Annotated in this window: 12 protein-coding genes and 1 pseudogene; 1 reads left to right on the top strand and 12 read right to left on the bottom strand. The window is 71.8% G+C overall.

Annotated elements, in window-relative coordinates; all coding sequences use genetic code 11:
- Positions 1 to 118: 118 nt before the first annotated feature.
- The 5 genes from ABZ453_RS15710 to bldG form a co-directional block, all read right to left on the bottom strand.
- A complete protein-coding gene (locus tag ABZ453_RS15710) occupies positions 119 to 1648 on the bottom strand; it encodes a class I SAM-dependent methyltransferase (RefSeq protein WP_359015425.1) in 1530 nt (509 codons plus the stop codon).
- A 43-nt stretch (positions 1649 to 1691) separates the two neighbouring features.
- Complete coding sequence (locus ABZ453_RS15705; protein WP_133044244.1) at positions 1692 to 2288, bottom strand: small secreted protein; 597 nt, start codon at positions 2286 to 2288, stop codon at positions 1692 to 1694.
- A gap of 206 nt (positions 2289 to 2494) precedes the next feature.
- Entirely contained in the window at positions 2495 to 4903 is a 2409-nt protein-coding gene (locus tag ABZ453_RS15700; protein ID WP_359015423.1) for a sodium-translocating pyrophosphatase, read from the bottom strand.
- A 306-nt stretch (positions 4904 to 5209) separates the two neighbouring features.
- Positions 5210 to 5641, bottom strand: coding sequence for an ATP-binding protein (locus ABZ453_RS15695; protein ID WP_359015421.1), 432 nt, complete (start codon positions 5639 to 5641; stop codon positions 5210 to 5212).
- Positions 5642 to 5759: 118 nt separating this feature from the next.
- Positions 5760 to 6101: an anti-sigma factor antagonist BldG gene (gene bldG / locus ABZ453_RS15690; protein ID WP_003975386.1), complete on the bottom strand. Its 342-nt coding sequence runs from the start codon at positions 6099 to 6101 to the stop codon at positions 5760 to 5762.
- 161 nt (positions 6102 to 6262) lie between these two features.
- Here bldG and ABZ453_RS15685 point away from each other — a divergent pair, with 161 nt between their 5' ends.
- On the top strand, positions 6263 to 8722 hold the full coding sequence (locus ABZ453_RS15685; RefSeq protein ID WP_359015419.1) for a DEAD/DEAH box helicase: 2460 nt from the start codon (positions 6263 to 6265) through the stop codon (positions 8720 to 8722).
- A 40-nt stretch (positions 8723 to 8762) separates the two neighbouring features.
- Here ABZ453_RS15685 and ABZ453_RS15680 read toward each other — a convergent pair.
- The 7 genes and pseudogenes from ABZ453_RS15680 to ssd all read right to left on the bottom strand — a co-directional run.
- A pseudogene (locus tag ABZ453_RS15680) lies at positions 8763 to 9053 on the bottom strand (Rv3654c family TadE-like protein); the annotation flags it as partial.
- Positions 9054 to 9229: 176 nt separating this feature from the next.
- Positions 9230 to 9601, bottom strand: a complete 372-nt coding sequence (locus ABZ453_RS15675) for a TadE family type IV pilus minor pilin (RefSeq protein WP_359015417.1) — start codon at positions 9599 to 9601, stop codon at positions 9230 to 9232.
- Entirely contained in the window at positions 9588 to 9797 is a 210-nt protein-coding gene (locus tag ABZ453_RS15670; protein WP_359015458.1) for a DUF4244 domain-containing protein, read from the bottom strand. The genes ABZ453_RS15675 and ABZ453_RS15670 overlap by 14 nt, the downstream gene beginning before the upstream one ends.
- A gap of 105 nt (positions 9798 to 9902) precedes the next feature.
- Positions 9903 to 10694 carry a type II secretion system F family protein gene (locus tag ABZ453_RS15665; RefSeq protein WP_359015415.1) on the bottom strand — a complete coding sequence of 264 codons (792 nt, stop codon included), beginning with the start codon at positions 10692 to 10694 and terminating at the stop codon, positions 9903 to 9905.
- Positions 10695 to 10788: 94 nt separating this feature from the next.
- Positions 10789 to 11649, bottom strand: a complete 861-nt coding sequence (locus ABZ453_RS15660) for a type II secretion system F family protein (protein WP_359015412.1) — start codon at positions 11647 to 11649, stop codon at positions 10789 to 10791.
- A complete protein-coding gene (locus tag ABZ453_RS15655; RefSeq protein WP_359015456.1) occupies positions 11642 to 12874 on the bottom strand; it encodes a TadA family conjugal transfer-associated ATPase in 1233 nt (410 codons plus the stop codon). Before ABZ453_RS15655 ends, ABZ453_RS15660 begins: the two co-directional genes overlap by 8 nt.
- Entirely contained in the window at positions 12838 to 13950 is a 1113-nt protein-coding gene (gene ssd, locus ABZ453_RS15650) for a septum site-determining protein Ssd (RefSeq protein WP_359015410.1), read from the bottom strand. The genes ABZ453_RS15655 and ssd overlap by 37 nt, the downstream gene beginning before the upstream one ends.
- Positions 13951 to 14377: the final 427 nt, after the last annotated feature.

Here is a 14377-nt window from a genome sequence, read left to right as displayed (position 1 = left end):
CGTCGCATGCACCACTGACAGGAGTACTTTTCGTCACCAATCCCGTAAATCGCGGCAGATCGGACGCAGAGCCATCAGGGGTGCGAGCTCTTCCCAGAAGCGACGTGCGGCACGCCGGTCACTCCGCAGGCTCCAGGAACCCCTGTTCCACCAGCAGCCTGATCTGCGCCGGCGTCCGGTCCCGCAGCAACACCGGGTCCTCCCCGACCAGTTGGGCGATGGCGTCCAGGATGCGGCCGGCGCTCAGCGAGCCGTCGCACACGCCCGCGAAGCCCGCGCCGACCGTGTCCACCTTGGTGGCGCGGCGCATACCCCGGTGCTGGCGCAGCACGACGTGCTCCGGGTCCTCGGCGCCGGGCAGCCCGACCTGTTCCTGGACGACCTCGGTGACGAGCCGGAAGCGCCCCTCCAGCAGGGCCGCGTCGTCGTGCGAGCGCAGGTAGTCGAGGCGGTCGAAGTGCGTCCGCACCGTTTCTCCGAGCGGCTGTTCGACCGAATGCGGCCACTCCTCCACGGTGATGGAGGGCACGGCGGCACCCGTCCTGCGCAGGGTGATCCAGCCGAAGCCGACGGCCTTCACCTTGCGCGCCTCGAACTCGTCCAGCCACGCGTCGTACCGCGCCTGATACTCGGCCAAGTCGCCCCGGTGGTCGCCGGCGTCCCGGAGCCACAGCTCGGCGTACTGCGTGACGTCCTGCGTCTCGCGCTGCACGATCCACGCGTCGCAGCCGCGCGGGACCCACGACCTGAGCCTGTCCTGCCAGTCCTCCCCCTCCACGTGCTGCCAGTTGGCGAGGAACTGCGCGAACCCGCCCTCGTTCAAGCGGTCCCCCGCAGCCTGAACGAGCGAGCGGCACAGATCGTCCCCGCCCATCCCGCCGTCCCGGTAGGTCAGCCGCGCGCCGGGCGAGATGACGAAGGGCGGGTTGGAGACGATCAGGTCGTACGTCTCGTCGTCCCGCACCGGCTCGTACAGCGAGCCCTCGCGCAGATCGGCCGCGGGGGCGCCGGACAGGGCCAGGGTGAGCGCGGTGATGTGCAACGCGCGCGGGTTGAGGTCGGTCGCCGTCACGCGCGTGGCGTGCCGGGAGGCGTGCAGCGCCTGGATGCCGGACCCCGTGCCGAGGTCCAGGGCGCTGGAGACGGGCGTACGGACGGTGATGCCGGCCAGGGTCGTGGAGGCACCGCCGACGCCGAGGACGACGCCCTCCTCGCGGCTGCCGATGCCACCGGCGCCGCCGACGGCACAGCCCAGGTCGGACACGATGAACCAGTCCTCGCCGCCGGGCCCGCCGTACGGCCGTACGTCCACGGTCGCGGCCACCTCGTCCGCGCCCGCCGGGACGAGCCATCCGCTCTCCAGGCAGGCGTCGAGCGGCAGAACGGCCCCCACGCGCGCGTGCGGCACGGGCTGCTGCAGCAGGAACAGCCGTACGAGCACCTCGAGCGGGGTGTCCCCGCGCGTCGCCCGCAGCGCCGGCACGGTCTCGCTGCGCGCCAGCGCCGCGTACGCGGGCGCGCCGAGCAGGTCGAGCAGGCCGTCGGCGGTGAAGGACGCCCCGAGCAGGGCGTCCCGCAGCCGGGCGGCGACGTCGGGACGGTCGGACGCGGGCAGGGCGGGCAGGGCGGGCAGGCCGGAGATACTCACGCCCCCATTGTGGCGGGCAGCGGTGACCGTCCGCAGCCCCGGCTCAGCTCCCCGTCGCCGCGGAGGAGGGCGTCGCCGAGGCCGCCTTGCAGCTCTCCTGCTTCGCCATCGCCTTGCCGACCTCGCCCTCCTCGAGCGTCTTCAGCGCGTCGTTCCCGCTCTGGCTCAGCTTGTCCAGCGAGGTCGCGATGCCCTTGAGCCCGTCGGCGAACTTGGCCTGGTCCTTGGTCTCCAACTTGTCGACCTGCGCCTTCAGCGAGGCGTAGGACGCGGAGATGTCGTTGAGTTCCTTGACCGCGTCCTGCTGCTTCTTCGCCCCGTCGTCGACGTTCGGCGCCCCGGCGTTCTGCACCGCGGCCCCGATCGATTTGTAGGCGTCGGACATGTCCTGGAAGGCCTGCGCGTCGGTCTGCTGCACCTGCTCCGGCGTGCTGTTGTCCGAGGTCTCCTTCTGGATCGCGGCGTTGGCCGCCTCGATCTTCTTGGCCTGCGGCTGTACGCCGTCGCAGACCTGCTTGGCCCAGGAGTCCAGCTTGTCGTTGTTGTTGCTGCTGCTGCATCCCGACAGCGCCAGTACCAGTACCGCACCGCCGGACAGTGCGGCCGCGAGCTTCTTGTTCACCGGTTTGGTCCCTTCCATGGCTCTCGGCCCCGGAACATACACGCCACACAGACGGCAACCCCATGCCGGGCGTCCACTAGAGACCCTTTTGAATCCATTTGCACCAGGCGAGAGAAGGCTCACCGTGAGCCTGCACACAGCAGGGCGCACAGACGGGGACGGGCGGGCGACGCGTCAACACGCGTCTCCCGCCCGCCCCTTGATGCGGACCGTCGTAAGACCGCCTACGAAACCACCGCGGGGTCCGTCGACTTGGCCACTCGCTCCGACTTGTCCTCCTCGTCGCCCACGGCGATGCCGCGCCGCTTGGAGATGTACACCGCCGTGACGATGACGAGCAGGGAGAGGATCGCGATCAGGATCCGCACTCCGATGTTCTTGTCGTCGCCGTAGGAGAACTTGATCACCGCCGGCGCGATGAGCAGCGACACCAGGTTCATCACCTTCAGCAGCGGGTTGATCGCCGGACCCGCGGTGTCCTTGAAGGGGTCGCCGACCGTGTCGCCGATGACGGTGGCCGCGTGGGCCTCGCTGCCCTTGCCGCCGTGGTGGCCGTCCTCGACGAGTTTCTTGGCGTTGTCCCAGGCGCCACCGGAGTTGGCGAGGAACACCGCCATCAGCGTGCCCGCGCCGATCGCGCCCGCGAGGTAGGAGCCGAGCGCGCCGACTCCGAGCGTGAACCCGATGAAGATGGGCGCCATCACGGCGAGCAGACCGGGCGTGGCCAGTTCCCGGAGGGCGTCCCGGGTGCAGATGTCCACGACCTTGCCGTACTCCGGCTTCTCGCTGTAGTCCATGATCCCGGGGTGCTCGCGGAACTGCCGCCGCACCTCGTAGACCACCGAGCCCGCCGACCGCGACACCGCGTTGATCGCCAGCCCCGAGAAGAGGAAGACGACCGCCGCGCCCGCGATGAGGCCGACGAGGTTGTTGGGCTGCGAGATGTCCAGGGACAGGCTCAACGGGGCGCCCTTGCCGGTCAGCTTCTCGCCCACGTCCTGAACGTTCGTGGTGATCGCGTCCCGGTACGACCCGAAGAGCGCCGACGCCGCCAGGACGGCGGTGGCGATGGCGATGCCCTTGGTGATGGCCTTCGTCGTGTTGCCGACGGCGTCCAGGTTGGTGAGCACCTGGGCGCCGGCGCCCTCGACGTCGCCGGACATCTCGGCGATGCCCTGCGCGTTGTCGGAGACCGGGCCGAAGGTGTCCATGGCGACGATCACGCCGACCGTGGTGAGCAGACCGGTGCCGGCCAGCGCCACCGCGAACAGCGCGAGCATGATCGACGTACCGCCGAGCAGGAAGGCCCCGTAGACGCCGAGGCCGATCAGAAGGGCGGTGTAGACGGCCGACTCCAGTCCCACCGAGATACCGGCGAGGACGACGGTGGCCGGGCCGGTCAGCGAGGTCTTGCCGATGTCCATGACAGGGCGGCGGTTGGTTTCGGTGAAGTAGCCGGTCAGCTGCTGGATCACGGCCGCCAGCAGGATGCCGATCGCCACCGCGACGAGCGCGAGGATGCGCGGGTCGCCGTCCTTGGCCCGGATCGCCGCGTCGCCGATGCCGTCGAGGTCGCTGTACTTGGCCGGGAGATAGATGAAGACGGCCGCCGCCACCAGCCCGAGCGAGATCACCGCGGAGATGAAGAAGCCCCGGTTGATCGCGGACATGCCGCTGCGGTCGGCCCGGCGCGGGGCGACCGCGAAGATGCCGATCATGGCGGTGATCACGCCGATGGCCGGCACGATCAGCGGGAAAGCGAGCCCCGAGTCGCCGAAGGCCGCCTTGCCGAGGATCAGCGCGGCGACCAGGGTCACGGCGTACGACTCGAAGAGGTCGGCCGCCATGCCGGCGCAGTCGCCGACGTTGTCGCCCACGTTGTCGGCGATGGTCGCGGCATTGCGCGGGTCGTCCTCCGGAATGCCCTGCTCGACCTTGCCGACCAGGTCGGCGCCGACGTCGGCGGCCTTGGTGAAGATGCCGCCGCCGACACGCATGAACATGGCGATCAGGGCGGCCCCGAGGCCGAAGCCCTCGAGCACCTTCGGCGCGTCGGCCGCGTACACCAGCACCACACAGGAGGCGCCCAGCAGACCGAGCCCCACCGTGAACATGCCGACGACGCCGCCCGTGCGGAAAGCGATCTTCATGGCTTTGTGCGAGACGGTGGTGAGATCCTTTTCCGGCTCACCCTCCGCCGGGGTCGCTTCCCGGGCCGCCGCGGCAACACGCACATTGCTGCGCACCGCCAGCCACATGCCGATATAGCCGGTGGCGGCCGAGAACGCGGCGCCGATCAAGAAGAACACCGATCGGCCTGCGCGCTGATTCCAGTCGTCCGCGGGCAGCAGCAAGAGCAGGAAGAACACGACGACGGCGAATACGCCGAGCGTGCGCAACTGGCGTCCCAGATAGGCGTTGGCGCCTTCCTGGACCGCTTCCGCGATCTTCTTCATGCTGTCGGTGCCCTCGCCCGCCGCCAGCACCTGGCGCACCAGGATGCCCGCGACCACGAGCGCGGCCAGCGCGACGACGCCGATGATCGTCACGATGATCCGGTTGTCGTCGGTGAGCACTGCGGCTGCGAAGGTTGTGGGGTGGTCCAACTCATGAGGGGTAGAAAGCCCCGCCATTCGTCCTCCTTGACGCTTGGGCTGAGCTCAAGATGTGGACGGATTCTAGGTACCCCGACCTGATCAAAACAGAGCACGGGAAACGGAATTAGCCTTCACATGCTCCTCAGCAAATGATCGACGTCACGCCATGGAACCCGAAAGAGGTAACGCCCCAAAGGCATTGACGGCCGCATTGCCGCTTGATCGAATTATCACCTCATTGATCGTGAATTCATTCACGAATTCCAACGGTGATCGGAAAAACTGAAAGGGCCCTGCTCAGCAGGGCCCTTCAGGTGATCTTCAGGTGGTACGGGGGTGGGGTCAGGGGAGTACCGCGACCGGCGGAGTGGTCGGCCAGGTCATCCGGATCGACCCGCCGTTCTCCCCTGCACTGACCTCCACGTCGTCGACGAGGCCGCTGATGACCGCGAGGCCCATCTCGTCCTCCTCGGCCTCCACGTCGTCACCCAGCGACCCTGGTGCCCGGCCTCCGGGCACCGAGCGCGGGGCCTCGTCACCGACCTCGATGGAGAACTGCTTCTCCTCCTCGATCAGCTTCACCTGCACCGGCGTGGTGATGCCGGCGCTCTGGTGCAGTCCGACGGCGCGGGAACAGGCCTCGCCGACGGCGAGCCTGACCTCGTCGAGGACGGCCTCGTCCACTCCGGCCCTGCGCGCCACCGCTGCCGCCACCAGTCGGGCGGTCCTGACGTGCTCGGGCAGCGCGCTGAAGCGGAGTTCAACGGTGGCCATGCGTCCCCCTCGGAACTACGGGCGTGCTGTGGGGGGACCGGGCCGCCGAAAGCCCGGACCCCCTGTCGGTACATCTTCCGTCCCGGGAGCGGACCCTTCCCGCTCCATGGGGCGGTGGTCAGTCGGTCGCCGCCACCGCTTCCTCGACCGAGGTGTGGATCGGGAACACCTTGGTGAGGCCGGTGATGCGGAAGATCTTCAGAATGCGCTCCTGGTTGCAGACCAGGCGCAGTGAGCCCTCATGGGCTCGTACCCGCTTCAGGCCGCCGACCAGCACGCCGAGCCCGGTGGAGTCGAGGAAGTCCACGCCCTCCATGTCGACGACGAGGTGGAAACTCCCGTCGTTCACCAGCTCGACCAGCTGCTCGCGCAGCTTGGGCGCGGTATATACGTCGATTTCGCCACCGACCTCGACGACCGTACGATCGCCGACGGTACGGGTCGACAGGGACAGGTCCACGGATCCTCCAGCACCTTGCTACTCGAGCGGTCGCCCCTCGGGACACCTCGGCAGAGCCCCCGGAACGGTTCGCCAGCCGCGATGGCATTCAATCACTTACGGCAGACGTGCACGACGCCTTGGTCCCATTGTCCGTCACGCCAGTGACACACTCGGTGCCGATGGCCAAGAATCACCGATCCGATCGATCCCCGGCGGACCCCGTGTCCCGGCTCGCACCGGGCACGATCCTGGACCGGCTCGCCTCCGGGCCGAGCCGGGCTTCGCGCATCACTCATACGGAGCACTTGCCCCCGCGCGAGGGTCGGCATGCCGTCTGGCCTGACCGGATTCGTTCGGAGGTCGTCGCGGCCGTGCAGGCCTGCGGCATCGAGCACCCCTGGGCCCACCAGGCGATCGCCGCCGAGCACGCACTGGACGGCGACTCGGTGGTGGTCGCCACCGGCACCGCGTCCGGCAAGTCCCTGGCGTATCTCGTACCGGTCCTCTCCACCCTCCTGGAGGGCTCCGAGGCGCCGAACGGCCGCGGTGCCACCACCCTCTACCTGTCCCCCACCAAGGCGCTCGCGGCCGACCAGTGCCGATCCGTGAAGGAACTTTCACATCCTCTGGGAAATGCGGTGCGCCCCGCGGTCTACGACGGCGACACGCCGTTCGAGGAGCGCGAGTGGATCCGCCAGTACGCCAACTACGTCCTGACCAATCCGGACATGCTGCACCGCGGGATACTCCCCTCCCACCCCCGCTGGTCCTCCTTCCTCAAGTCGCTGAAGTACGTCGTCATCGACGAGTGCCACACCTACCGGGGTGTCTTCGGCTCCCACGTCGCCCAGGTGCTGCGCCGGCTGCGCCGCCTGTGCGCCCGCTACGGCGCCTCACCCGTCTTCCTCCTCGCCTCCGCCACCGCCGCCGAGCCGGCGGTCGCCGCCCGCCGCCTCACCGGCCTCCCGGTCGTCGAGGTCGCCGACGACGCCTCCCCGCGCGGCGAGCTGCTGTTCGCCCTCTGGGAGCCCCCGCTCACCGAGCTGCGGGGCGAGAAGGGCGCCCCGGTCCGCCGCACCGCCACCGCCGAGACCGCCGACCTGCTCACCGACCTGGCCGTGCAGGGCGTGCGCTCGGTGGCCTTCGTCCGCTCCCGGCGCGGCGCCGAGCTGATCTCGGTCATCGCCCAGGAACGTCTCGCCGAGGTCGACCGCTCTCTCGCCCGGCGTGTCGCGGCCTATCGCGGCGGCTACCTCCCGGAGGAGCGCCGCGCCCTGGAACAGGCCCTCCACTCCGGCGAACTGCTGGGCCTCGCCGCGACGACCGCCCTCGAACTCGGCATCGACGTCTCCGGCCTGGACGCCGTGGTGATCGCCGGCTACCCGGGCACGCGCGCGTCCCTGTGGCAGCAGGCGGGCCGCGCAGGGCGCGCCGGGCAGGGGGCACTGGCCGTCCTCGTGGCCCGCGACGACCCCCTGGACACCTTCCTCGTCCACCACCCCGAGGCCCTCTTCGACCAGCCGGTGGAATCCACGGTCCTCGACCCCGACAACCCGTACGTCCTCGCCCCGCACCTGTGCGCGGCCGCGGCGGAGATGCCCCTGACCGACGAGGACCTGGACCTCTTCGGCCCCGAGACCGAGAGCCTGCTGCCCCAACTGGAGGCCGCGAAGCTCCTGCGCCGCCGCACGAAGGCCTGGCACTGGACCCGCCGGGAACGGGCCGCCGACCTCACCGACATCCGCGGCGAGGGCGGACGCCCGGTCCAGATCGTCGAAGCGGGCACCGGCCGGCTGCTGGGCACCGTGGACGCGGGCGCGGCACACACGACGGTGCACGAGGGCGCGGTCCATCTCCACCAGGGCCGCACCTACCTGGTCCGCTCCCTCGACCTGGACGACTCCGTCGCCCTGGTCTCGGAGGCGAACCCGCCCTACTCGACGGTCGCCCGGGACACGACCGCCATCTCCGTCCTGGAGACCGACACCGAGATCCCCTGGGGCGAGGGCCGCCTGTGCTACGGCTCCGTCGAGGTCACCAACCAGGTCGTCTCCTTCCTCCGCCGGCGTCTGATCACCGGCGAGGTTCTGGGCGAGACGAAACTCGACCTCCCTCCTCGTACCCTGCGCACCCGCGCGGTGTGGTGGACGGTCACCGAGGACCAGCTCGACGAGGCCCGCATCAACCCAGAGATCCTCGGCGGCGCCCTGCACGCCGCCGAACACGCGTCGATCGGCATGCTGCCCCTCTTCGCGACCTGCGACCGCTGGGACATCGGCGGCGTGTCGATCCCCCTGCACCCCGACACGCTCCTGCCGACGGTCTTCGTGTACGACGGCCACCCCGGCGGTGCGGGCTTCGCCGAGCGCGCCTTCCACACCGCCCGCACCTGGCTCACCGCCACCCGCCAGGCCATCGCCTCCTGCGAGTGCGACGCCGGCTGCCCGTCCTGCATCCAGTCCCCCAAGTGCGGCAACGGCAACGACCCACTCCACAAGAGGGGGGCGGTACGGCTCCTCACGGTGCTGCTGCGGGGGGCGCCGGAGGAGAAGCCGGGGGCTGAGGCGGTGGGGGTGCCGGGGGCTGAGGCGGTGGGGGTGCCGGAGGGTGGAGGCTTGGGGTCCGGGCGGACGGGGTGACGCCGGAGGGGGATCGGCGTGCCGGTGGAGGAGTGGGCGCCGGGTTCGGCTCCGCAGGCCCCGCCCGTGCCCTGGCCTCCGCGGAGAACGGGCCTGTTCCCGAAGCCGCCGTCACGTCAGAGATCTCGCCCACGATCACACACCGCACGAGCCGCACGCCCTGGGCCCTGGCTACCCGGTCGGCCCGGGCGCAGGCCGCCGCACCGCCGTCCGCCCAGTGATCGGCCGCGGCGAGAGCCGCCAGATCCGCGCCGCCTGCCGCCCGATGCCGGACCACGACGGCCTGCCCCAGGGCCAGCACGACCCCGAACACCACGCACAACACGGCGATGGCACCGACGCTCCAGACGGTGGCGGATCCACGGTCGTCATGCCCGCGGCTACGGAAATCGCGGTCACCGCACCTGTCCCCGGCTGAGCTGCCGCAGAAGCGCCGGTCGACCGTGAGCCCGTGTCTCGGCTCCCGCGCGGCCGACGCGCCCCGTCGGCGTCGAGCGAACGCGCCGGTCACGGCCCCCTCACCCCCACCATCTCCTCCGCCGACGCCACGGCCTCCTCGCGTACCTCGAAGGGCAGCCCGTGCAGCGCCGGTGCCTTCGCCACGACGGTGACGCGGACCTGGTCGCCCTCCCGGCTGACCGTGACCGACGCGTCGCGCGGGGCGGCTTCACGGACCGCCTCGACGACCGCGCCGGCCGGGTCCTGACGGGCGGCCGCCCGCGCCCCGGTGCGCGCCGCGTCCACGCACTGGATCTGCGCGGCCACCACGAGCAGCCCCCACACCAGCGCCGTCGCGAACATCACCAGCACGGGCAGCACCACGGCCGACTCCGCCGTCACGAACCCACGGTCCGCGTCCCGCCGTTCACGTCCGCGCATCGAGCGCCCGCTTCACGATGGCCTGCAACTCCGCACTGACCGCCCCGCTCGTGACCACCTTGTAGAGGACCACCGCGAACGCCACCGCCGCCACGATCCCCATCGCGTACTCGGAGGTCACCATTCCCGCGTCCCTCCGCACCGCACGCGCCCTGCACACCAGGGCGCGCAGCCGCGCCCGTACCGCCTTGCACATCTCAACCCCCGTGAGGTTCATTCCTGTTGCTCGATTGATTGCTCGACTGCCTGCTCGACCAATTGTTCGACTACTACTTGCTGCTACCTGCCTGCTGCACGGCCGTCAGCCACCACCTCCTCCCCCCAGCACCCCGCCCGCGAGCCCGATCACCACGGGCAGTACGCCGACCGCGATGAACGCGGGCAGGAAGCACAACCCCACCGGCACGGTGACCATGACGGCCGCGCGTCTGGCCCGCTCGGTCGCGGCGCGGGCCCAGTCGGCGCGGGCCTCGGTCGCCAGTCGGGCCACCGGTGCGGCGGCCGGGAGACCGGACACATCGGCCCGTTCCAGGAGCCGCGCCAGGGGCTGCGCACCCGGCAGAGTGCCCAACCTCCGCCATGCCTCCGCAGGTTCACCCCCGAGTCGTACCTCGGCCGCACCCCGTGCCAACGCGTCCCCGACCACTCCGCCCAGGGCCTCGCCCACCGCCTGCGCGGCGACCACCGGAGCGGCCCCCGCCGCGATGCAGGCCGCCAACAGATCCGAGGCGAGCGGTAGTTGCCCGGCCGCCTTGGCCGCGGCGACCGCCTCCGCGACAGCGACCGCACCCTGCCGACGGCGCCACCACCACAGCCCGGCCCCTACGACCGACCCGACCGCCACCCCGGCCACTCCGCCGACCAGCACCCACCCGGCGGCCACCACCCCGGCTACCGGCGCCCACCTCCGTGCGACCTCACCGACCTCGAGCCGAGGCGCGTCCACCGCTCCTTCCACGGCGGACACCAGCCCGGCCAGCCGCCGACGCACTCTCCGCTCGCGCCGCACCGCCTCCAGCCACCGCAGCAGCCACCCGAGGACGACCACGATCCCCACCGTCACCCCCAGCCTGTGGACAACCTCCGCGCTCATACCGACCCCTCTCCCCGTCCCGTCCAACTCCGTCGCCCTCACCGCACCCGTCCGACGACCGACTTCACCACCGCGCTCCTCACCAGCCCCGCCCTTACACAGCCCCCGCCCGCCGTACGATCCCCAGCGCCCACCACATCCCCAGCCCCTCCAGCAGGCCGCCGATCACCAGGCACCCAAGGCCCGCGCCGCTGTGCAGCAGGACGTGGAGGGGGTCGGCGCCCAGAGCCGTGCCCAGCAGGAGGCCGAGCACCGGCAGCCCCGCGAGCATCAGTGCCGTGGAGCGGGCGCCCGCCAACTGGGCACGCAGATCCGCACGTTGGTCGCGCTCCGCCCGCAACGCCGCTTCGAGCCGGTCGAGTCCGGCGGCGAGGCCCGCACCCTGGTCCACGGCAACCCGCCAGCAGGCCGCGAGCCCCAACAGGCCTTCGGCGCCCTGCTGCCGGGCCGCGCCCGAGAGCGCGCCGGGCACGTCGCCGCCGAACCGCGCGGCCGCCAGCACCGCCGCCTGGGCTTCGCCGAGTCCCCCGGAGTCCCGCGCGGCTCGTAGCAGCGCCTCTCCCGGCTGCCGCCCGGCCCGCACCTCACCGGCCAGCGCCGAGCACAGCGCGATCACCGCGTTCCCGCGTGACTCCCGTGCCCGGCGGACCTGCCCGGCCACCCGGATCCGCCGCGCCAACGGCATCCCGGCCGCCCCCGCGACGACCGGCAGCACCGAGGTCCCCAGCACCGCCAGCGCCAACCCGGCGGCCAGCACCCACCATTCGGCCCCGAGCCGTCCGCGCATCCGCCGCAGCCACCCGGCCATCTCCCGCCAGGACGGTGGCCCGGTTCCCACCACCCCGCCCTCGGCGAGCAGCAACTGCGCCCGCCGGGCCCCGGAATGCCAGCCGCCCAGCAGCAGTGCCGCGGCGCCGACACACAACACGGCGGCCCCCATGGCGATCTCACGCATGACCCTCTCCTCCCGACACCCCGTGTCCCTCTCCTCCCGACATCTCGCCGTGGAGCAGCCCGCGCAGCCGCTCCCAGCCGCGCTCCCGCTCGAACTCCCGCACGCCCCACCGCAGCGCCGGCACCGTCCGCACCAGGCCCGACGGGTCCCGCTCCAGCACGTGCACCTCGGCGATGCGGCGCCGTCCCGCTCGGTCCCGTACGAGATGCAGCACCACCGACAGCGCGGCCGCCAACTGGCTGTGCAGCGCGGCCCGGTCGAGCCCGGCCGCCGTACCGAGCGCCTCCAGACGGGCAGGGACGTCGGCGGCGGCGTTGGCGTGGACGGTGCCGCAGCCGCCTTCGTGGCCGGTGTTCAACGCGGCGAGCAGATGCACCACTTCGGGCCCCCGTACCTCGCCGACGACCAGCCGGTCCGGCCGCATCCGCAGCGCCTGCCGCACCAGGTCCTGGAGGGTGACCAGCCCCGCGCCCTCCTGGTTGGCAGGTCTGCTCTCGAGCCGGACGACGTGCGGATGGTCCGGCCTGAGTTCGGCGGAGTCCTCGGCGAGCACGATCCGCTCACCGGGTCCGACGAGCCCCAGCAGCGTGCTCAAGAGCGTCGTCTTGCCGCTGCCCGTGCCCCCGCTGACCAGGAAGGACAGCCGGGCCTCGATCAGTGCCCGCAACACGCGGTCCCCGCCCGGCGGTACCGTGCCCGCCGCGACCAGTTCGTCGAGCGTGAACGCCCGGGGCCGTACCACTCGCAGTGAAAGACAGGTGCAGCCCACGGCCACCGGTGGCAGCACCGCGTGCAGACGCGTGCCGTCGGGCAGCCGGGCGTCCGCCCAGGGCCGGGCGTCGTCCAGCCGGCGTCCGGCCACCGCGGCGAGCCGTTGCGCGAGCCGTCGTACGGCCGCGGCGTCCGGGAAGGCGACTGAGGTCAGTTCCAGGCCGCCGCCGCGGTCCACCCACACCCGGTCCGGGGCCGACACCAGGACGTCGGTGACGGAGGGATCGGCGAGCAGCGGTTCCAGGGGGCCGCTGCCGACCAGTTCGGACCGCAACTGCTCTGCCGCGCCGAGGACCTCGGCGTCCCCCAGCACCCGCCCCTGTTCCCGCAGGGCCTGCGCCACCCGCGCGGGCGTCGGCTCGGCCCCGCTCTCCACCAGCCATTGGCGGACTCCGTCGAGGAGTCCCGAGGAGGCGCTCACGCCGCACCCGCTTCCATCAGCGCCCGCTCCCAGAACTCCTTGCAGAAGCGCGCCAGGGGGCCGCGCCGGACTGCTCCGGGCGGTGTCCTGCCCTCCCCGGGTCGCACCAGTCCGACCTCCACCGGCACCTCGCCGACGAGGGGCAGACCGAGCAGCCGGGCCACCTCCCGGTCGTCGAGGCCGGGTGCGTACGGGCCGCGTACCGCCACGCGCAGGTCTCGCAGGACCATGCCGGCGGCCGAGGCGACGCGGCCCGCCGCCGCGACGGCCCGCAGTTCGCCGGGGACCACGAGGATGCCGAGGTCGATCTGGGCGAGGGCCTCGGCGACCCCGTCGTCGATGCGGCGCGGGAGGTCGACGACGACCGTGCCACCGCGGCGTCGGGCCGCGGCGAGCACCGCGCGGACGGCCTGGGCCGGGATGGCGACGCAGTCCCCTCGGTCCCAGCTCAGCACCCGCAGCGAGTGCAGTTCCGGCAGCGACTCCTCCAGGGCGCCGCCGCCGACCCTTCCGCGCGAGGCGGCGAAGGCGGGCCAGCGCAGTCCCTCCGCGCTCTCGCCGCCGAGGAGTACGTCGAGTCCGCCGCCCAGCGGATCGGCGTCCACGAGCAGGGTGCGCAGTCCCTCGCGTGCGGAGGTGACGGCGAGGGCGCACGCGAGCGTGGACGCCCCGGCCCCGCCGCGTCCGCCGATGACGCCGACGGTGAGGGCGGGTCGGCCGACGCCCTCGGCGACATCGGCGATGCGGTCGACCAGCCACTGCTCGCCGTCGGGCAGCATCAGGACGTGGTCGGCGCCGATCTCGACGGCCCGGCGCCAGACCCCGGAGTCGTCCTGGTCACGGCCGACCAGCACCACTCCCCTTCTGCGCGCGGCCCCGCGCACCCGCCGCGCGGCGTCGTCGCCGACCAGGACGAGCGGTGCGGCCTCCCAGCTGCCCGCGCGCTCCGGTACGGAGTGGTGGACCTCCGGTGTCGCTCCCGCCGCGGCGCACAGCCGCAGCAGGTCGTCGAGCAGATCGACGTCCTCCGTGACGATGAGTGGTTTGGCCTGCCGCCCCGGGACGGCGGGCGGTGGGTCGTGTGTGACGGCTCCGGTCACGTGCTCCATCCCCCTTCTCCGTGTCTTTCGCGAAGGCCCCTGCGGCCCCGCGATTCCCAAACATCTGAAGAACCGGCAAGCGGCCTCCATATGAACGGCCGATACGAACCGGCCAAACCCGCCCGACTAACCGGAACCCGTCATGAACTCGGGCCGTGCGGGACGCGGTGGAATCACGGTGCAGCGATCCCGGAAATCGTGTGGATCTTGGTCGATAACTGTGGACAAGTCGGCGGTTGTGAATATGGCCGTCACCCATACCGGTGACCCCTGCACGGATCCACGTGCGACATCCACAGAGCAGCACGACGACTACTCTTAGTAACAGGTCATGAGCATGGCGAATGAGCCCCCGCAGCGGCACCAGGACAGCCGTACGAGAGCGAAGAGAGAGGAAAAACCCACCCGGACATGCGACGACCCCCGCCGGGGGGGA

Source organism: Streptomyces sp. NPDC005799 (genome assembly GCF_040630525.1).
GTDB classification, from domain to species: domain Bacteria; phylum Actinomycetota; class Actinomycetes; order Streptomycetales; family Streptomycetaceae; genus Streptomyces; species Streptomyces griseorubiginosus_B.
The sequence above is the reverse complement of the archived record's forward strand: the minus strand, read 5'-3'. Positions and strand labels throughout refer to the sequence as shown.

Excerpts from the sequence above, each read along its gene's own strand:
- ABZ453_RS15705 (WP_133044244.1), bottom strand. The coding sequence starts at position 2,288 with ATGGAAGGGACCAAACCGGTGAACAAGAAGCTCGCGGCCGCACTGTCC.
- ABZ453_RS15700 (WP_359015423.1), bottom strand. The coding sequence starts at position 4,903 with ATGGCGGGGCTTTCTACCCCTCATGAGTTGGACCACCCCACAACCTTC.
- ABZ453_RS15695 (WP_359015421.1), bottom strand. The coding sequence starts at position 5,641 with ATGGCCACCGTTGAACTCCGCTTCAGCGCGCTGCCCGAGCACGTCAGG.
- ABZ453_RS15685 (WP_359015419.1), top strand. The coding sequence starts at position 6,263 with ATGGCCAAGAATCACCGATCCGATCGATCCCCGGCGGACCCCGTGTCC.
- ABZ453_RS15675 (WP_359015417.1), bottom strand. The coding sequence starts at position 9,601 with ATGCGCGGACGTGAACGGCGGGACGCGGACCGTGGGTTCGTGACGGCG.
- ABZ453_RS15670 (WP_359015458.1), bottom strand. The coding sequence starts at position 9,797 with ATGTGCAAGGCGGTACGGGCGCGGCTGCGCGCCCTGGTGTGCAGGGCG.
- ABZ453_RS15665 (WP_359015415.1), bottom strand. The coding sequence starts at position 10,694 with ATGAGCGCGGAGGTTGTCCACAGGCTGGGGGTGACGGTGGGGATCGTG.
- ABZ453_RS15660 (WP_359015412.1), bottom strand. The coding sequence starts at position 11,649 with ATGCGTGAGATCGCCATGGGGGCCGCCGTGTTGTGTGTCGGCGCCGCG.
- ssd (WP_359015410.1), bottom strand. The coding sequence starts at position 13,950 with ATGGAGCACGTGACCGGAGCCGTCACACACGACCCACCGCCCGCCGTC.